This is a genomic window from Brevundimonas sp. Leaf363 (assembly GCF_001424025.1).
GTDB lineage: Bacteria > Pseudomonadota > Alphaproteobacteria > Caulobacterales > Caulobacteraceae > Brevundimonas.
Genome location: NZ_LMPZ01000004.1, coordinates 125,643 through 145,344, shown reverse-complemented (window position 1 = coordinate 145,344; position 19,702 = coordinate 125,643). Strand labels below are relative to the sequence as shown.

Below are 19,702 nucleotides of genomic sequence, written 5' to 3'. Positions count from 1 at the left end.
TCAATGACAGGGTCAGCGGGAGTTGCTTTGCCTCAGGCTGGCTGCTTCAACCGGACGAGCGCGCCGATCCTGTCTGCCGCCTGACCGGCTCCATCCTCGCAGCGGACCGACACTGCGACGACCTCGGCGCGGGTCGGCATCCTTGCGTCGCCCATAATGGCGCCGATCCGATCGGCCACAGTGTCGGCTCTATAGCGGTGGCGCGCCAGGGTCAGGCCACAGCCGAGGCGCACGACGCGGGCGGCGTTGTCGAACTGGTCGCCCAGATGCGGCGCCACCAGCTGCGGGCGTCCAGAGGCCAGCGCCTGATGCACGGTGCCGATTCCGCCTTGGTGTACGACCGCCGCCGCGCGAGGGAACAGCAAGGAATAGGGCGCATAAGGGGCCACGCAGACGTCAGGATCGTCACCGGCGACATGCTGGTCGCCGTCTGGCCCCACCAGCAGAACCGCGCGGCGCTTCAGCAGGCGGGCTGCCTTCAGGCTTTCGACATAGAAGTCGCCCGGGATGTTCACCGCCGCACTGCCCAGGGTAAAGACGAGGGGCGGCGGGCCGGCGCCGAGAAATGCTTCCAGCGCCTCTGGCAAGGCGGCGCCGGCGCCCGTCTCGCTGTCGTAGGGCGCGTAGCCCACCACGTCGAAGTTGGGCGCAGCGTCCGCCTGGCGTGGGCTGAGCAGAGGCGAGTAGAGGCCCAGCGACAGATCCGCGGACCGGCCCGCGTCGAAGATGATGTGGTCTCTCGTGGGCGCCAGGCGCAGCGAGGCCCGGATGGCGTTGACCGGCCGCGTCCAGCGGGACGTGCTGAAGCGGCCCGCCCAGCGCGTCAGGTCGTTCAGCCAGAGCTGGGGGCCTCCCGACGCCGGCTGTAGCCACGGCGCGATCGGCAGGCGCGGCGGATCGAACCGGGAAAACACCATGGTCGGCTGCAAGGACACCGCGACACTGGGCAGGCGGCGGACCTCGGCGGCCATCTGGGCGCCGATGGCCAGGGTCGATCCGACGATGGCGGCGGCGCCCTCCGTCACCTCGATCAGCTCGCGCGCAGCCTCGCCGGCGCGCGGCAACAGCAGTTCGCCGAACAGAAACCGGTCAGACCGGGCGATCGCCGCCGTCAGCGCCGGCAGGTCCATGCCCGTGTCCTGCATCAGGTCGGCGACGCTGGGGCCGACCCGATGAAACGCCAGTCCGGCCGTTTCGATCTTGGGCTGGTAGTCGGCCGCCGTGGCGATCCCGACCTCATGGCCGCGCGCCTGCAACGCGCGGCCCAGGGCGATGAAGGGGTGCAGATCTCCGAGAGAGCCGCCGGTCGCCAGAACGATGCGACCGGCGTTTCTCATCAGGCGTATTCCTGGATCGCTCTCACATCCAGGTCGCCGGCCTTGATGGCGCCGATGGCCTGGGCCGCCGCCAAGGCGCCGGCGGTCGTGGTGTAATAGGGGATCTTCATCATCAGGGCCGTGCGCCGCAGGCTGAAGCTGTCCTGCAGCGACTGCTTGCCCGAGGTGGTGTTGAACACCAGCTGGACCTCGCCGTTCTTCATGGCGTCGACGATGTGGGGACGGCCCTCCAGCACCTTCTTGATCGGCTTCACCTGCAGGCCCTGCTCGACCAGATAGGTGTGCGTCCCGCCGGTGGCCATCAGAGTGAAGCCCTCGGCGACCAGGGTCTTCGCGGCCTCCAGGATGAACGGCTTGTCGTCGTCCTTCACGCTGATGAAGGCGCAGCCGGTGGTGGGCAGGGTGGTGCCGCCGCCGATCTGAGACTTGGCGAAGGCGCGGGCGAAGGCGGGGGCCATGTCGGCCTCGCCCTCGCGCTTCCAGTCCAGGCCCATGACCTCGCCGGTCGAGCGCATCTCGGGGCCCAGCACGGTGTCCACCCCGGCGAAGCGGGCGAACGGGAAGACCGCCTCCTTCACCGCGATGTGGTCGTAGGGCGTGTCGGTCAGGCCAAAGCTGGCCAGCGGCACTCCGGCCATGACCTTGGCGGCGATGGCGGCGACGGGCTGGCCGATGGTCTTGGCCACGAAGGGCGCCGTGCGCGACGCGCGCGGGTTCACTTCCAGCACGAAGATGCGCGGGTTCTCGCTGTGCGGCTCCTCGATGGCGAACTGCACGTTCATCAGGCCGCGCACCTTCAGCGCCTTGGCCATCTCCGTGGTCTGGCGCTTCAGCTCGGTGACCGTTTCGGCCGACAGGGAGTAGGGCGGCATCGAACAGGCGCTGTCGCCCGAGTGCACGCCGGCTTCCTCGATGTGTTCCAGCACGCCGGCCACGAATACCGTCTCGTCGTCGCAGAGGGCGTCCACGTCCACCTCTGTGGCCCGGTTCAGATAGTGGTCGATCAGGACCGGGTCGCTGCCCGACACCCGCATCGCCTCGCCGACGTAGCGGTCCAGCTGTTCGCGGTCGTGGACGATCATCATGCCGCGTCCGCCCAGCACATAGGAGGGGCGCAGGACGACGGGATAGCCCACCTCCTCCGCCTTCTGCGCGGCTTCCTCGGCGCTGCGGGCCAGGCCGTTCGGCGGCTGCATCAGGCCGATGTCGTTCAGCATGACCTGGAAGCGCTCACGGTCCTCGGCCAGGTCGATGCTGTCCAGCGACGTGCCCAGGATCGGGATGCCGTCCTCGTGCAGCGCATGCGCCAGCTTCAGGGGCGTCTGGCCGCCGAACTGGACGACGCATCCGATCAGCTCGCCCTTTGACCGCTCGACTTCGATCAGCTCCAGCACGTCCTCGGCCGTCAACGGCTCGAAATACAGCCGGTCGGAGGTGTCGTAGTCGGTCGAAACCGTTTCGGGGTTGCAGTTGACCATGATCGATTCGACCCCGATCTCGGCGAAGGCGAAGGCCGCGTGGCAGCAGCAGTAGTCGAACTCGATCCCTTGCCCGATCCGGTTCGGACCGCCCCCCAGGATGATGGCCTTCTTCTTGTCGGACGGGTCGGCCTCGCACTCGGGAATCTGGCCCAGGGCGCCGGTCTCATAGGTGGAATACATATAGGCGGTGGCGGACGCGAACTCGGCCGCGCAGGTGTCGATGCGCTTGAAGACCGGGCGCACGTTCAGGCCGCGCCGGGCGTGGCGGACTGCCTTTTCGGTGGAGCCGGTCAGGGCGGCCAGGCGGGCGTCGGAGAAGCCCTTGGATTTCAGGCGTCGGAACTCCACAGCGTCGGTCGGCAGACCCTTCACGCGCAGATGGCCTTCTTCACGCACGATGTCGGCGATCTGGCGCAGGAACCAAGGCTCGTAGGAACAGGCGGCCGCGACCTCTTCAACCGTCAGGCCGTGGCGGAAGGCCTGGGCGATGACGCGGATGCGGTCCGGGGTAGGCACGCCCAGCGCGCGGATCACGGCGTTGCGCGCCGTCTGGCCCTCGGCGCCCTCCACCCCGTCGATCTCGATCTCGTCGAACCCGCTGAGGCCGGTCTCCAGACCGCGCAGCGCCTTCTGCATGGATTCCTGGAAAGTCCGGCCGATGGCCATGACCTCGCCGACCGACTTCATCGAGGTGCCCAACAGGGGCTCGGAGCCGGGATATTTCTCGAAGGCGAAGCGCGGGATCTTGGTCACGACATAGTCGATCGACGGCTCGAACGAGGCCGGCGTCACCATCGTGATGTCGTTGGTCAGCTCGTCCAGCGTATAGCCGACGGCCAGACGGGCAGCGACCTTGGCGATAGGGAAGCCGGTGGCCTTCGACGCCAGCGCGGAACTGCGCGACACGCGCGGGTTCATCTCGATCACGACCATGCGGCCGTCCGCCGGATTAATCGCCCACTGCACGTTCGATCCGCCGGTCTCGACGCCGATCTCGCGCAGGACGTTGATCGAGCCCGTGCGCATGCGCTGGTACTCTTTGTCGGTCAGGGTCAGGGCGGGGGCGACGGTGATGGAGTCGCCCGTGTGCACGCCCATCGGGTCCACGTTCTCGATGGAGCAGATGATGATGCAGTTGTCCGCCGTGTCGCGGACCACCTCCATCTCGTACTCTTTCCAGCCCAGCACCGACTCTTCGATCAGCACCTCGGTGGTGGGCGACAGGTCCAGCCCCCGCAGGACGATCTCCTCGAACTCCTCGCGGTTGAAGGCGATGCCGCCGCCGGTGCCGGCGAGGGTGAACGACGGCCGGATCACGGCGGGCAGACCCACGAACTCCAGTCCGTCCAGGGCCTCGGCCATCGAGTGAGCGGCCTTGGAGCGCGGGCTCTCCAGCCCCAGCTTGTCCATGGCGTCCCGGAATTTCTGGCGATCCTCGGCCTTGTCGATGACCTCGGCCTTGGCCCCGATCATCTCCACGCCGTACTTCGCCAACGCGCCCGAGGCATCCAGCGCCAGCGCGGTGTTCAGCGCCGTCTGGCCGCCCATGGTGGGCAACAGGGCGTCCGGCCGCTCCTTGGCGATGATCCGCTCCACGAAGTCCGGCGTGATCGGCTCGATATAGGTGGCGTCGGCCACCTCGGGGTCCGTCATGATCGTGGCGGGGTTCGAGTTGACCAGGATGACCCGGTACCCCTCGGCCTTCAGCGCCTTGCACGCCTGCACGCCCGAATAGTCGAACTCGCACGCCTGTCCGATGACGATGGGGCCGGCGCCGATGATCAGGATCGACTGAATGTCCGTACGTTTGGGCATCTCAGCCTCCTCTAGTTCGTCACGACCGCGCACTCCCAGCCGTCGTAGTCGAGCTGGAAGGCCGCGGCCCAGGATTGCATCATGGCGGAGACCGGGGCGAAGGACGCCTCGTCCACAGGTATGGTCGTTTCAAGGACAGTCACGTCGTCCTGGCCGCGCGTCACGAACCCGGCCCGCCGCGCCACCTCGTTCAGGTCGTCGTGGTCGCCCTCGCCGTAGAAGTAGAACAGCGTGTGGCGCGGCGTGACGCCCGAATCCCCCTGCACGGCGAGCGCGGCGCGGACGGCGGCGTCTTTCTCGTCATGCTCGGACAGGGCTTCAGCCTCGCGCGCGAAGGCCCACGGCGCGCCTTGCGGGCCGTCGGCGATCTGGTTGTCGGTTAAGCGGCCGGTCTAATGAGGGGGAGGGGGGCGCACAACCCCTCTCGAACCTTTCGTTAAACGCCCTGTCTTTTCCCTTCTCCGTCATCCTCGGACTTGATCCGAGGATCAGGTCGTCCGGTGCTCTATCGAGGCATGCTGAAGCGCTTCGTCAGAGCCATCCGGTAGCGGGCACGATCGGCGCCTGATCCTCGGATCAAGTCCGAGGATGACGGGGGCAAGGGCGAGAGGAGGCTAGCCGGCCGCGCTCTCGATCCACGCCGGCAGGTCTGAAATGCTGTCCAGCGCGGCGAAACGCGGATGGTCCACCGGCGCGTCCGCCATCTCGTGCGCCCAGGTGATCGGGTAGGGGATGTGAGCGGCGAAACAGCCGTCTTCCAGCGCCGGCAGAACGTCTGATTTCAGCGAGTTGCCGGCCATCACCGCCTCGGTCGGTCCAGTGCCGTGGCGGGTGAAGACCCGCGCGTAAGTTCCCGGCCGTTTCTCCGAAACGATCTCCACCGCCGCGAACAGATCACCCAGCCCCGACGCCGCCAGCTTGCGCTCCTGGTCGATCAGGTCGCCCTTGGTGATCAGCACCAGCCGATAGCGCTCCGAAAGCTTCGCCAACGCCTCGTCCACGCCCGCCAGCGGCTCGACCGGATGGGCCAGCATTTCGCGGCCGGCGGCCAGGATTTCGCGCACCACATGGGGCGGGGCCTCGCCGCCCGTCAGCTCCATCGCCGTCTCGATCATCGACAGGGTGAAGCCCTTCACCCCATAACCGTAGAGCCGCAGGTTGCGCCCTTCCACCTCGGCCAGGCGGGCCTCCAGCACGGCGCGATCCCCGTGGTCGGCCAGCAGGCCCACGAACCGGTCGTGGGTCAGACGGAAGATCGTCTCGTTGTGCCAGAGGGTGTCATCGGCATCGAGGCCGACGGTGGTAACGGGCATGGGGTATCCTTCGAGATGCCGCGTCGCATACCGGCCTTCGGCGCCGCTGCAAATCCTTCTGCTGCTAACGCGAACGTGGATTGCCGAGCGGAGTGGCAGGGCATATGGACTCCGCCATGGGGTCGTCGCCTTTCTCCAAACGGATCAAAGCGTTGCCGTTGGCGGCGTTGATGCTGCTTGGAACGCTGGCGCCGACGGCCCAGGCCGTGGCCGCCCCGCCGATGTCGGCCAGCCCACCGGCCGTCCCGGAACGCCGCCAGCGGATGAATCTGCGGGTCTTCGACCGGGTCTGGACCGAGGTTGCGCGCGACTATTACGACCCGCACCTGCACGGCGTGAACTGGCGTCAGGCGCGCGTGGACTACCGCGACCAAGCCGCCCTAGCGCCGGATGACCGCACCCTCTATCGCGTCGTCAACCGGATGCTCGACCTGCTGGACGACGCCCACGCCGGCGCCATCGCTCCGGCCGCCGCCCGGCGCCGCGACCATGCCAACGAGCGCCGCGCCGCCCTCGGCGTCACCCTCTATCGCCAGGACGACGAAAGCTGGCGGATCGAGGCCGTGCGGCCGGGGTCGCCCGCAGAGGCCGCCGGTGTGCGCGTCGGCTGGACGCTGCTGTCCCTGGACGGCCAGCCGTGGGGCCCGGATGTCGAGGTGATCGGCGGCGCCCCGGTGGTGCTCAGCCTGCGCGATGAGGCGGGCCAGCCCCGCGTGGTCACGGTCACTCCGCAGGCGATGGACCCTCTGCCCGTCTTCGTCGCCGCACGGCCCAATCCAGAGACCCTGGTCCTGTCGGTGCAGTCCTTTGATCCCGGCCTCGGCCGCTGGATGGGGCGGCAACTGCAGGACCTTTCGCCAGACGTCGATGTCGTGCTGGACCTGCGCGGCAATCCGGGCGGCCGGCTGCTGGAGGCGGACGCTGTTCTGGCCTGCTTCCTGCCACGCGATCGCGCCTGGGCCACGCGCACGGGCCGGACCGGCCGGGCGGTGACGCTCAAGGTGTCCCAGCGCTGCGGCGACCTGCATGGCCCCGCCACCAATGAACTGGCCGTCCTTGTCGACGGCGCTAGCCGCAGCGCCGCCGAACTGACCCCCGCCGCCCTTCAGGAAGCCGGCCGCGCCGTTGTGGTCGGCGAACGCACCGGCGGCGCCGTCCTGATCGCCCAGGACACCGACCTGCCCGACGGCGGCCGCCTGACCCTCAGCCGCGCCGATTTCGTCACACGCGGCGGCGTGCGTCTGGAAAAGACCGGTGTCACGCCCGACGTCGTCGTGACCCGCACCCTCGACGACCGCCGCGAAGGCCGCGACCCGATGCTGGACGCGGCCGTCAGCGCCCTGGAAACGGCGTCGGCGGCCAGAGCCGCCGTGTCTTGAGGAGGCTCAGACCGCCCGCCATCTCCCGTCTTCGAGCCGATCGACGTGGCCGTAGCGGTGCAAAGTAGCCACGACCCGGTTGATCCGCTTCATCCGCTGACTGCCGCCATCGAACCGACGAGCCAGGTCCAGGGCCGCGATGGGCGAGCCGACCTCACGCAAGGCTGCTCGTAGGGCGAGGGGCTGTTCGTAGTTGTCAGTGGGAAACACCCGCAGCGATCGGTTCAGTCCCCCATCCGGCGCACCGAACGGCAGAGGCAGGGTTTCCCTTTCCAGCCGAGCGGCTGGCCGGGCCGCCTGATAATCGGGACGTAACCACTGAACTCTTCCATCGGCCTCCTCGTCCGCGCGCGTGCCGTTAAGCGCGGTCAGGCGCTCTACGATGCAGGTGTCCGAATCATCCGCAGACCAGCCATAGGCGTCGGCGGTCCGTCGATCGATCACCTCATGCAACTGTTGCAGGACGACTACCAGTCCCCGCTGTTTGATTGTCTCATCTTGATCGCTGAGCCGCGCGCCGGATCGGATTGCGGTCAGCACATTGTAGACCTCGGTCAGGGTCAGATCGGGATTGTCCCTGAGGACAGTCCGCCGATGGCGCTCCAGCGCCTCGCCGGCTTCGGCCAGTCGCATGCGTTGGTCGTCGCTCAGTTCAGGGAATGGGAAGGGATCGAAGCACCGGGACTTGGTGTAGCGCGGCCGATCTTCCAGTAATCCGCCGCTCGCCGTGCACCAGGCGCCGTGGATGCGGCTGGAAAGAATGGCCAGTGTCGCCGCGTCCTGATCGGCGATGCAGACCAGGGTGTTGTCCGGCGCGACCTCGGCGTTGAGGAACCGGAAGATCCTGTGCTTGGCGGTCTCGGTTGTGGCGATGTAGCGGCGTAGGCCCTTCAGCGCAGGACGGAAGCTTGCGCGCGGTTCGCCGAACAGCCACCACGCGTCACGATAGACCTCGCGCCGATTAGCATCCCGCCCGGTGACATGACCCGCGTCGTCGCGCACCTCTTTCACCTGTTCTAACAGGTGTTGGTAGGTCTCCGGGAAGCGCTCGCGCACCGCCTCTGCCCCCAGCCCATGAAAGTCCAGCACCCAGGCATCCCGGCAAGTCCCGACGAGATCGCGACCGGTTCGGTAGGGGCGGACGTGCGCGGCGAGCCCATGCCGGCGGCCCATGCCGAGCCTGGAGAAGTCCGCGCGCGACACCACGAACCCTGCCCCGTGCAGCTTGAAGCCCGGCGAGCAGATATCCGTGTTGGCGGCGAGGGGCTTGGCGCGGGTCACATCGACGCCGATGCTGAGATCGGCGTGGATATGACCGTGCGCTTCGCTCAGCGAAGGGGCCGCGCTGTAGGTCGACGATCCGGCCGCGTAGACGGCTCGCACGCCCTCATGCGAACCGGCGGCTGCGACTGTCATGGCGATGCGGACATACGCTCGCTTGCGGACGTCCGATATCCAAGGGTGGTCCCGAATGGCGTAGATGAGGCTCAGCGGTCGCGGACTGTCGAGCCATCGCTCGATCACCCGCCGCTGGAAAGCCTGGGTGATCGAGTTGGTGGTTACGAAGCCGAAGCGCTGGAGCGACGTGCCGGGCGTCGTCAGTTCCCGGGCGGCGTGGTCCCACCAGTACATGACGAGATCGGCGCTCTCGTTGATCTGCGGATAGCAATGCCGAAGCGCGTCAGCGTAACCGGCGTCCAGGCGGCTTCGCATGGCCGCGCCGCCGACGAAGGGCGGATTGCCGACGATAAAGTCGGCCCTCGGCCATTTGGCGGGCCGGGCATTGGGCCAGATCGACCGAAACACCCCATCGCGCCATTCGGATTGAAGGTCTGGCGCGCCATCCCACTCTATCAGGGCGTCGCGCCACTCGATGCCGTCGAACCTCGGCAGAATGGGCTCGGCTGGGTGGCCGCAGTGGTTGCGGTAGTGCTGCTGAAGGAAGCCGATCGACAGCACGATGCTGGCGATGCGTACGGCGCGCGGATTGACTTCGATGCCAAGGAACTGATGTGGCCGGACGCCGGAGACATCCAGTGCGTCTGTCTCGCCCAGTTCGACGAGCATGTCGAAGACCTCGCCCTGCAGGCGGATGATCATCTCCATCGCTACATAGAGGAAGTTGCCGGTACCGCAGGCCGGGTCGAGCACCCGGATGCTGCGAAGCTTCTTGAGGAAGCCATGGGCCTTGCGGACTGCTGTGGTGTGTTGGCGATCGTCTGTGGCGCCCTCGATGTTGGCTTGAACGCCTTTCCATTCCTCGCGCAGAGGGACGATGACGGTTTGCTCGACCAGGCGTTCAACATAGGCGCGTGGCGTGAAATGGGCGCCCAGCTTGCGCCGGTCGTCTCTGGTCATGGCACCTTCCAAAAGCGATCCGAAGATGGCGGGATCGACGGATCGCCAGCAACGTCGCGCCGCATCCTGCAGCGCTCGGATTTCGGAGGCTTCGAGCGAGAAGGCGTGCGAGCTTGCAAAGAGGTCGCCCCCAAAGTGTCGAAGATGTTCTCCAAAGCCGGAGAAAAACCGATCATCCCGATCCGGCGCGCCTAAGCGCGACCACAGGTCGCCCATCATCAGAACGAACGTATGTGGCGCCGCCGCGCAGTCTTCCAGCATAGTCAGAAGCCTGGCCTTCGGGAGCAAACCGACATCGGCGGCGAACAGGGTGAAGATGCAGCGGCTCAAGAAGTGCGCGACAGCTTCGGCGTCGTTTCCCTCCTTCTCCAGCCTCTGAGCGATCGCGGCCAGATCGTCAGCGACGGCCCGGGTGACCTCCTGTGAGATGCGTGCCGGATCGAGCGACCAGGGATCCAGGAACATGGCGCGCAGCCGGTTCTGGATTTCCGGCTTGATCAGATCGGCATGTCTGATGCGATAGTTGAGGCGATCGGGGTACGGGGCATAGCCCCGACCTGTGCCACTGAAGTCGGCCCAGACCTCGAGCACGCAGCCGATATCGCAGATGACCACGAAGACCGGGGCGGGATGGGTAGCGGGCAGGGCGGCGATGTAGCCCATGGCCTGCTGGCGCGCTTTGCGCATTAGGACGTCCCAGCTGCCGGCGGTCGGCTTTACAGGGGTCTCGACATCGGCGGGATCGGCGTTAGGGCGCCCCGGCAGACGCGACTGCTTGAGCTCCATCAGTACGCAGCCACGCTTGTAGAATTCGATCCACCGCAGCGTTTCGTCAGCCCAGCCTTTGACGCACCGTTCGAAGACATAGTCGTTCAGCGTGCGATCGTTCTGAGCGACTGTCGGCTCCGGCACGCCAAGCAGGCCCAGCAGCCTCAGCGTGAAATGCTGCGCATTGCTTTGCTCGTGCCCGCCTGCCTTCGCGTAATCGGCAATGAAGTCGGCCCAATCCATGGCTGCATCCTCCCAACAAGGAACAACCTAGACGAGTTATAATCAGCGTGGCAACTCAGGCGCGAGTTGCGCCGGTTCCCGACATTGGCTGATCTGTGCCTAGTGCTCGACCGTCGTCGGAGCTGCGGACGGGTCGCTGTGGTCGGCGTGGCCGTGCTGGTGGCCGAACATGCGGTCCATTCGGCGCTCCAGCCGGGTCTTCACGCCGTCGATCAGGCTGAACACCACCGGCACGAACAGCAGGCTCAGGAAGGTCGAGGTGATCAGGCCGCCGATCACGGCGATGGCCATGGGCGAGCGGAACGCCGTGCCTTCGCCCACCGCCGCGGCGATGGGCAGCATGCCCAGGCCCATGGCGAAGGTGGTCATGATGATCGGGCGCGCCCGCTTGTGCGCGGCGTCGATCAGGGCCTCCCGGCGGGGCATGCCGCCCTTCATGGCCATGATGGCGTAGTCGACCAGCAGGATCGAATTCTTGGCGGCGATGCCGGTCAGCATGATGATGCCGATCAGCGCCGGCATCGACATCGACTTGCCGGTGATCAGCAGGGCGAAGAAGGCGCCGCCGAACGACACGGGCAGCGCGGCCAGGATGGTGATCGGGTGGAAGAAGCTGCCGAACAGCAGCACCAGCACGACGTACATCAGAAGGATGCCGGTGAATATGGCGAAGGCGAAGCCGGCGCCCAGCTCGGCGTTGCTCTCGGCGTCGCCGGTCAGTTGCTGGCGCACGCCGGGGGGTAGCTGGGTCATGGCGGGCAGGGCGTTGATGGCGGTGGTCGCCTCGCCCAGCGTCGTGCCGCTCAGCTCGGCGGTGATGTTGGCCACGCGCAGGCGGTCCAGACGGTCGATCTGGTTGGGACCGGCGCCGAAGGAGATGTCCGCCACGGCCGACAGGGGCACCACGCCGCCGGATGCGGTCGGCACCTTCAGATTGGCCAACACGCCGGGATCGGCCCGCGATTCCTCGGTCAGCATGACGCGGATCGGGATCTGGCGGTCACCCAGGTTGAACTTGGGCAGCAGCTGGTCGGCGTCGCCCAGGGTGGCCACGCGCGCCACTTGGCTGATGGTCTGGGTCGAGACGCCCTGCAGCGCCGCGATGTCGGCCTTGGGCGTGATCAGCAGCTCGGGCCGCACCAGGGCGGACGAGGAAATGACGTTGGCGATGCCCGGGACGGTGCGCATCTCGCGCTCCAGACGGCTGGCGGCCGGCTCCAGGGTGGTGGGGTCGTCGCCGACCAGGGCGATGGCCATGATGCCGCCGCCGCCGCCGCCGGATGATCCGAACTGGACGCGGGCGCCCGGCGTCTGGCGCAGGGTCGGGCCGAAGTCGCGCTCGAACTCCTGCTGGGTCAGGGCGCGCTCGCCGCGCGGCTTCAGATTGACGGTCAGGTTGGCCTTGCGGACTTCGCCCGCGCCGCCCCCGCCGCCGGGGCCGAAGCTGACGACGGACGAACCGATGGAGGAATAGACGGAGCTGACCTCGGGCCGCTTCATCAGCTCGGTGTTGATGCGCTGAACCGCCGCGTCGGTCTCCTCCAGCGTGGTGCCGGGGGGCAGCTGGATGCTGAGGGTCGAACGGGAGATGTCCTCGACGGGGATGAACTCGCCGGGCAGTCGGGTGGCCAGGAAGATGGAGAAGACGAAGAACAGCGCCCCCATGCCCAGCACCCACATACGGTGATCGCAGAAGCGCTGGCGCACGCGGCGCAGGAAGGGCGGCTTGCGCTCGGACGGACCGCCGAGACCGACGTCCATGTTGGCCGACGAGGGGGCGACCGAGCCGGCGGGCGTGCCGACCACCTTGCCGCGATCGCCCAGGCACCATTCCAGGGCGTGCAGATAGGGCGCCATCCAGAACGGATCCTTGTGCTCCTTGCCCTGGTTCGCCTTGAGCAGATAGGCGCCCATCAGCGGGGTCAGGGTCCGCGCCACCAGCAGCGAGAACAGGACGCTGACGCAGGCGGCGATGGCGAAGCTGACGAAGAACTGGCCGACGATGCCAGGCATGAAGCCGGTCGGGGCGAAGACGGCGACCAGGGTCGCGGTGGTGGCCATGACGGCCAGGCCGATTTCGTCGGCGGCCTCGATGGCGGCGGGGTAGGGCGCCTTGCCGTCACGGATGTGCCGGACGATGTTCTCGATCTCGACGATGGCGTCATCGACCAGGATGCCGACCGTCAGCGACAGGGCCAGCAGCGACACGACGTTCAGCGACTGACCGGCCAGATCCATGATCCAGAAGGTCGGAATCAGCGACAGCGGCATGGCGATGGCGGCGATCAGGGTCGCGCGCCAGTCGCGCAGGAAGACCAGCACCACCAGCACGGCCAGCAGGGCGCCCAGCAGCAGCGCCTCGACCGAGGCGTGGAAGTTGTTGATGACGTCCTCGGTGGTGTTCGCCACCTCCTCGATCGTCACGTCCGCGCGTTGGGCGTCCAGCTCCTCGATGGACTTCTGGGTCGCGTGATAGACGTCCACCTCCGACGAGCCGATGGCGCGCGAGATGCCGAAGCCGACGACCTCCTGGCCGTTATAGCGGGCGCGGCCGCGCTGCTCGGACCATTCGTCGGTGATCGTGCCCAGGTCGGCCAAGCGCACCGAGCGCCCACTGACCGGAATGAGGGTCTCGCGCAGTTGTTCGACCGTCTTGGCCGAACCGACGGTGCGGATGGCTTGTTCGGTGCCGCCCAGCTCGCCGCGGCCGCCGGGCAGGTTGATGTTCTGGCTGCGCAGTTGCTGCGACACGGCAGCGGCGGTGACGCCGAAGGATTCCAGGCGCGCGGGGTCCAGCTTGATGCGGATTTCGCGGTTGACGCCGCCGTCGCGGCTGACCTGGCTGACGCCGCGCACCGACAGCAGGCGCTTGGCCATGGTGTTGTCGACGAACCAGCTCAGCTCCTCCGGGCTCATGCCCGGCGCGCGCACGACATAGTTGGCGAACGGGACGGATGTGAACTCGACACGCTGGATGATCGGCTCAAGCACATCGGCGGGCAGATCCTGGCGCACGCCGGCGACGGCGTTGCGCACGTCGTTGGTGGCCTTTTCCAGATCGACGCCCAACTGGAATTCGATCGCGGTGGTCGACGCGCCCTCGTTGACGGTCGAGGTGATGTGCTTGACCTGGCCCAGACCGGCGACCGAATCCTCGATCAGGCGGGAGACCTGGGTCTCCAGCTCGGTCGGCGCGGCCCCCGACTGGATCACCGTCACGACCACGACCGGCAGGTCGATGTCCGGGAAGTTGTTGGTCCGCAGCTTGAAATAGCTCGACAGGCCCGCGACCGTCAGAACGATGAACAGAAGGACGATCGGAATCGGGTTCTTGATCGACCAGGACGAGATGTTCTGAAAGTTCATGGCCGGTCCCTAGCGCGCGGCCGGGGCGGGCGCGGCGACGGCGGCGGGGGCGCGCGTGCTGACGGTGACGCGGTCGCCGTCGCCCAGGAAGCCGGCGCCCTGCACCACCACGCGCGAACCGGCGGGGATGCCTGCGGCGATCACCACATTGGGCCCGGCGCGGTCGCCGGTCGTGACCTGGTTGAAGTGCACGACGTTGTTGGCGCCGATGACATAGACGCCCGCCTTGCCGTCGCGGAACACGACCGACTGGGCCGGCACGGTCAGGGCGGGGGCGGCGCCGACGTCGATGGTGGCGCGGGCGAACATGCCGGGGCGCAGGCCGCTGCCGGGGTTCAGGGCGACGCGAGCGACGCCGAGGCGCGTCTGGGGATCGACTTCGGGCGTGACGATGCGGACGCGGCCGCTGACAGGGCCGGTCGCCTGGTCGGCGGTGATGCCCGCGGACTGGCCGGCGCGCACCAGCGGCAGCTCGGCCTCCGGCACCTGGGCGTCCAGCTCCAGCCGGCCGTCGCGGACCATGCGGAACAGTTCGGTTCCGGCGGCGACGATCTGGCCGCGCGTGACGCTGCGGCTGATGATCAGGCCGGCGACGGGCGCGCGGATGGTGGCCTGGGACAGGCGGGTCTGGGTTTCGGACAGCGAGGCCTGGGCCGACGCCAGGTTGGCGCGCGACGCGCGCTGATCGGCCAGGGCGTTGTCCAGCGACGCCTGGCTGAGGAAGCCGCGCTCCTTCAGCTCCTGCGCGCGGGCCAGGGCGGCGTCGTCGCGGGCGGCGTTGGCCTGGGCGGTCTGCACGCTCGCCTGCTGTTGCCGAAGCTGGGCGCGCAGCAGGGCGTCGTTCAGCTGGACCAGCGGCTGGCCTTGGCGGACGTAGGTTCCCTCGTCGACGTAGACTGCCGTGGCCACCAGGCCGCCGGTCTCGGCGCCGACCGGCACCTCTTCCCAGGCGGAGACGCTGCCCGAGGCGATGACCGAGCGGGGCAGGTCGGCCAGCGTGGCCGTGGCGGCCGTAACCGTCTGGCCGCCGCGTGCTGCCGCTTCCGCCTTGGCCTTCTCTTCGGCCTTTTTGTCGCCGCCGCCGCAGGCCGCCAGCGTCATCAGCGCCGCCACGACCAGGACCGCGCGCCCGCGCTCAAAGGTGTGCTTTCGCATCGCCACGCCGATCTCTTCTCTGTTCGTTGAGCCGCAGGAGGCGCGGCCAGCCGGGCATTCACGCGCCCGAAAATCCGGAGACGTTTAGCCTGTCCACGATCCGGCCTCAAATCCGGAAGCGGCGCCTTACCGCGATGTAATGCAGTCTCGTCCGCGAGGGGCGCGTTGGCGTGGGGCGGGCGTCATGCTACCGCCCCGGCCAATGACGACGCCCCCCATTTCCCGAATCCGCAACTTCTCCGTGGTCGCCCACATCGATCATGGGAAATCAACGTTATCTGACCGACTGATCCAATTCACCGGCGGGCTGACCGCGCGTGAGATGTCCGAGCAAGTGCTGGACAACATGGACATCGAGAAGGAGCGGGGCATCACGATCAAGGCCCAGACCGTCAGACTACACTATAAAGCGGCCGATGGACAGGAATATATTCTTAACCTGATGGACACGCCGGGGCACGTGGACTTCGCCTATGAGGTCTCGCGCAGTCTGGCCGCGTGCGAGGGCAGCCTGCTGGTGGTGGACGCGTCGCAGGGGGTGGAGGCCCAGACCCTGGCCAACGTCTACCAGGCGATCGACAACAACCACGAGATCGTGCCGGTCCTGAACAAGATCGATCTGCCCGCCGCCGAGCCCGAGCGCGTCCGCGCCCAGATCGAGGACGTCATCGGCATCGACGCCTCGGACGCCGTTCTCTGCTCGGCCAAGTCCGGCATCGGCATCGAGGAGGTGCTGGAGGCCATCGTGACCCGCCTGCCGGCGCCCAAGGGCGACGTCGACGCGCCGCTGAAGGCCATGCTGGTCGACGCCTGGTACGATCCCTACCTGGGCGTCGTGCTGCTGGTCCGCGTGTTCGACGGCGTGCTGAAGGCCGGTATGCGGATCAAGATGATGCAGTCTGGTTCGACCCATCTGGTCGACCGCGTCGGCGTTTTCCTGCCCAAGAACACGCCGGTCGAACAACTGGCCGCCGGCGAGGTCGGCTTCATCACCGCCCAGATCAAGGAAGTCGCCCACGCCGCCGTCGGCGACACCATCACCGACGAGAAGAAGCCGACCGCCGAGGCGTTGAAGGGCTTCAAGGAAGTCCAGTCGGTGGTCTTCTGCGGCCTGTTCCCGGTGGACGCCGCCGACTTCGAGGACCTGCGCGCCGCCATCGGCCGCCTGCGCCTGAACGACGCCAGCTTCACCTATGAGATGGAGTCTTCGGCCGCCCTCGGCTTCGGCTTCCGCTGCGGCTTCCTGGGCCTGCTGCACCTGGAGATCATTCAGGAGCGCCTGAGCCGCGAGTTCAACCTGGACCTGATCGCGACCGCCCCCTCGGTGGTCTACAAGATCGCCCAGCGCGACGGCACGACCATCGACCTGCACAACCCGGCCGACCTGCCCGACGTGATGCAGATCCTGGAAATCAGCGAGCCCTGGATCAAGGCGACGATCCTGACGCCCGACGAGTATCTGGGCGGCGTCATCAAGCTGTGTCAGGACCGGCGCGGCCAGCAGATCGAGCTGTCGTACGTCGGCTCGCGCGCCCTGGTGGTCTACGAACTGCCGCTGAACGAGGTGGTGTTCGACTTCTACGACCGGCTGAAGTCGATCTCGAAAGGCTATGCCTCGTTCGACTATGAACTGACCGACTACAAGGTCGGCGACCTGGTCAAGATGAGCATCCTGGTCAACGCCGAGCCGGTCGACGCCCTGTCGATGCTGGTCCACCGCGGCCGGGCCGAGACGCGCGGCCGGGGCATGGTCGAAAAGATGAAGGACCTGATCCCGCCGCACATGTTCGTCATCCCGATCCAGGCCGCCATCGGCGGCAAGATCATCGCGCGGGAAACGGTGCGGGCGTTGCGGAAGGACGTGACGTCGAAGTGCTACGGCGGCGACGCGACGCGGAAGAAGAAGCTGCTGGAGAAGCAGAAGGCCGGCAAGAAGCGGATGCGGCAGTTCGGGAAGGTGGAGATCCCGCAGGAGGCCTTCATCGCCGCGCTGAAGATGGATGAGGATTAACCGCCGTTCGGCTCGCAATTCTCGAAGGCACCTCCTAGGGTTGCCGAAAGAGGGGGCGCGAGTGGCTACGAATCCAGGCTTGCATGCCAACGTTCGCATGGACGTATTCTCGTACGAGGAACGTCGGATCGTTGAGGAACTAGCACGGTTCTTCTATATAACCACCGGCAACGAAGAGACGGTTTCGGGCTCTCGCTATACTTATGTGGCGGCGAGACCATCACATCTTGTCGAGCATGCTCTACCGAACGCACGCGAATTCCTTGTTCTGTTTGCTGACTATGAAAATTTCGAGGCAAGAACACTTCAAGCATTCGACCAGATCTCGAATTATTTTGCCGATCATCTACGTATAAATCGACATTTTCGAATTCTTGCTTCCACCGATCCGGGTATTACGGACAAGATGCGCAAAATCTGCGCGGACGAGCCAGACATACCGGTCACTCTACCATTCACCTACAACGTCATGTTGTCGAAGAATGTTGGCCCTCTCATAATCGACGCCACCAGAGAGAACTACTTCTTCCGAGATCTTTTTTCGCAGCGAGACCCTCTGCGCGAGAGTACGTATTTTTTCGGTCGCACGCAGCTTCTTGCCGCGATGCGGGACCGCATGGCGCGGACTGAAAATTCTGGGGTATTCGGGCTTAGGAAAAGCGGCAAGACATCGATTCTTCTTGCCTGTGAAAGATTGGCGAAAACAGACGGTCACAGGTTTATCCATGTCGACTGTCAGAGTGCTAGCACTACCGCAGCTCGTTGGAATGAACTGCTGAGAGCGCTTGCCATAGAAGTGCGAAAGGCTGCGGGACTCGCGGTCACTCCAGTTCAATTGGGTGAATTCTCGCCAACGGAGGCAAGCAAATCATTTGAAAAGGCAATAGCTGACGCTTACTCTCAAGGTAAAAAGAAAACCATCATTGCTTTTGATGAAGTCGAGCATATCTCCCCGCAAACCGGAGTTGGGCACTGGAGATCAGGAGAGGACACGCTCCTGTTTTGGCAGACCGTCCGTTCCATTCATCAGCGGATGGGATCAAGAATGTCCTTCATCGTTGCTGGGACAAATCCCATCATCACAGAATGTAGAGAAATCTACGGGTCTGATAATCCTCTATTGGCCTATATTGCTGTTGAGTATCTACCCGGTCTGACTGACGACGAAACTCAGCAGATGTGCCAGTCCCTTGGTGGACTGATGGGCATGAATTTCACCGTGGAGGCCGTGGCATTTCTGTACGCTTCAATGGGTGGTCATGCTTTTCTCACCAGGCAGATTGCTAGCCATATCCATCGAAATCTCCCGTTCGAAGGGCGGCCCGTCGAAATCACTCCCGATCATGTGGAGGCGGCTATACAATCATTTGACTTCAAACCACTATTCGACGATGTGCTTGCGGCGCTGAAAGCTAGATTCCCAGACGAGTTCCAGTTATTACAATGGTCGGCACTTGGCGATCACGACAAGGTCCAAGAGTTTATTGACCTCGACCCGGCATATGCGACTCATCTTATCGGTTATGGTCTCGTGCGTCAGGTGGCGGGCTCACTTGCGCCTCGAATGAGGCTTGTAACCGACTATCTTCGAAGTACCGCCAAAGTGAGCGGTGTGATCAAAAATGATGGAGATAGGTGGGCCGTCATCGCAAAACGTCGAGGCGAGCTCGAAATAGAACTGCGATCTGCCGTTAGAAGCAGAATCATTGACGGCGTCGGAAAATCTCAAGCGTCGGACGAAATCCGAAAGCGGATGAATCGTACTAGGGCCGATCAGATTGCTGATTGCTCTCTTGAAGACATATTTTCAGCATCTGACTGTCGCTTGTATTTCTCCGATCTTATTTCGATCATGGATCCCGAATGGTCCTACTGGGAAAGGCGTCTAGGAATAGATGCTTCTGAGCTCAAGCGTATGATGATCGCCATTAATCAGTTGCGCTACGATGCCCATGCTAAGGTTGTCTCCGACTCGGACTTTGATCTGTTGCTAGATTATTTGGATTCGCTTCAAGCAGCCCTGTGACGCGGCCTAACCTCCAAACCCCCGCCCGCCACGTCTCCGCTTCCAACGTAACCGACGCCTCCAGCGGCGGCGGCAACACGAACAGCCCCGGCGCGGCCGAGAGGTTGTGGAGGCGGTAGAGACGCCAACCATCTCGGGGCGTTCCTGGGAGACCTCGCGCTCGGTGCGGGTCAGGTAGAAGGGGGTGGTGGGGCCGCCTCGGGTGGCCTTGACCTCAATCAGGCGCTCGGCGCCGCTGGGGTCGAAGCTGCGGATGTCGTAGCCGGCGCCGTCGCCGCGTTCCTGGCTGGTCCATTCGATCTTGCGGGCCAAATCGGAGCGGTCGGCGGCGATCAGGCGGGCGCGTTCGTGGTGGAAGACGTGTTCCTCGCCCAGCAGGCCGAGGGCGCGGTTGCGGTGGTGCTTCGGTGAGGGTGAGGGTTCGAATCCTGCCCTCGCCGCCATCGAAGG

Annotated in this window: 11 protein-coding genes; 3 read left to right on the top strand and 8 right to left on the bottom strand. The window is 65.8% G+C overall.

Annotated features, from left to right (window positions below; all coding sequences use genetic code 11):
* Nucleotides 1–32 precede the first annotated feature (32 nt).
* The 4 genes from ASG17_RS13185 to ASG17_RS13170 form a co-directional block, all read right to left on the bottom strand.
* Nucleotides 33–1,337 (bottom strand): glycosyltransferase, encoded by a 1,305-nt coding sequence (locus ASG17_RS13185; RefSeq protein WP_056104722.1) that lies wholly within the window; start codon nt 1,335–1,337, stop codon nt 33–35.
* Nucleotides 1,337–4,633, bottom strand: a complete 3,297-nt coding sequence (carB, locus tag ASG17_RS13180; RefSeq protein ID WP_056104718.1) for a carbamoyl-phosphate synthase large subunit — start codon at nt 4,631–4,633, stop codon at nt 1,337–1,339. The genes ASG17_RS13185 and carB overlap by 1 nt, the downstream gene beginning before the upstream one ends.
* Before the next feature lie 11 nt (nt 4,634–4,644).
* The gene (locus ASG17_RS13175) at nt 4,645–4,899 is read right to left on the bottom strand and encodes a hypothetical protein (RefSeq protein WP_235560458.1); all 255 of its coding nucleotides are present in this window, start codon (nt 4,897–4,899) and stop codon (nt 4,645–4,647) included.
* Nucleotides 4,900–5,247: 348 nt separating this feature from the next.
* The gene (locus tag ASG17_RS13170) at nt 5,248–5,946 is read right to left on the bottom strand and encodes an HAD family hydrolase (protein WP_056104713.1); all 699 of its coding nucleotides are present in this window, start codon (nt 5,944–5,946) and stop codon (nt 5,248–5,250) included.
* 170 nt (nt 5,947–6,116) lie between these two features.
* On the opposite strand from ASG17_RS13170, the gene ASG17_RS13165 reads away from it, so the two are divergent.
* Nucleotides 6,117–7,325 carry a S41 family peptidase gene (locus tag ASG17_RS13165; protein ID WP_056104712.1) on the top strand — a complete coding sequence of 403 codons (1,209 nt, stop codon included), beginning with the start codon at nt 6,117–6,119 and terminating at the stop codon, nt 7,323–7,325.
* Nucleotides 7,326–7,331: 6 nt separating this feature from the next.
* On the opposite strand, the gene ASG17_RS13160 is transcribed toward ASG17_RS13165, so the two are convergent.
* The 3 genes from ASG17_RS13160 to ASG17_RS13150 form a co-directional block, all read right to left on the bottom strand.
* Nucleotides 7,332–10,694: a DNA methyltransferase gene (locus tag ASG17_RS13160; protein ID WP_056104711.1), complete on the bottom strand. Its 3,363-nt coding sequence runs from the start codon at nt 10,692–10,694 to the stop codon at nt 7,332–7,334.
* 99 nt (nt 10,695–10,793) lie between these two features.
* Nucleotides 10,794–14,060: an efflux RND transporter permease subunit gene (locus ASG17_RS13155; RefSeq protein WP_056104708.1), complete on the bottom strand. Its 3,267-nt coding sequence runs from the start codon at nt 14,058–14,060 to the stop codon at nt 10,794–10,796.
* Between the two features lie 9 nt (nt 14,061–14,069).
* Nucleotides 14,070–15,215, bottom strand: a complete 1,146-nt coding sequence (locus tag ASG17_RS13150; RefSeq protein WP_056104707.1) for an efflux RND transporter periplasmic adaptor subunit — start codon at nt 15,213–15,215, stop codon at nt 14,070–14,072.
* A 202-nt stretch (nt 15,216–15,417) separates the two neighbouring features.
* On the opposite strand from ASG17_RS13150, the gene lepA reads away from it, so the two are divergent.
* Both lepA and ASG17_RS15535 read left to right on the top strand, forming a co-directional pair.
* A complete protein-coding gene (gene lepA / locus ASG17_RS13145) occupies nt 15,418–17,226 on the top strand; it encodes a translation elongation factor 4 (RefSeq protein ID WP_056104705.1) in 1,809 nt (602 codons plus the stop codon).
* Between the two features lie 61 nt (nt 17,227–17,287).
* Nucleotides 17,288–19,252: an ATP-binding protein gene (locus tag ASG17_RS15535; protein WP_162238800.1), complete on the top strand. Its 1,965-nt coding sequence runs from the start codon at nt 17,288–17,290 to the stop codon at nt 19,250–19,252.
* 6 nt (nt 19,253–19,258) lie between these two features.
* On the opposite strand, the gene ASG17_RS15270 is transcribed toward ASG17_RS15535, so the two are convergent.
* Nucleotides 19,259–19,696 carry a DUF3883 domain-containing protein gene (locus ASG17_RS15270; protein ID WP_235560457.1) on the bottom strand — a complete coding sequence of 146 codons (438 nt, stop codon included), beginning with the start codon at nt 19,694–19,696 and terminating at the stop codon, nt 19,259–19,261.
* Nucleotides 19,697–19,702: the final 6 nt, after the last annotated feature.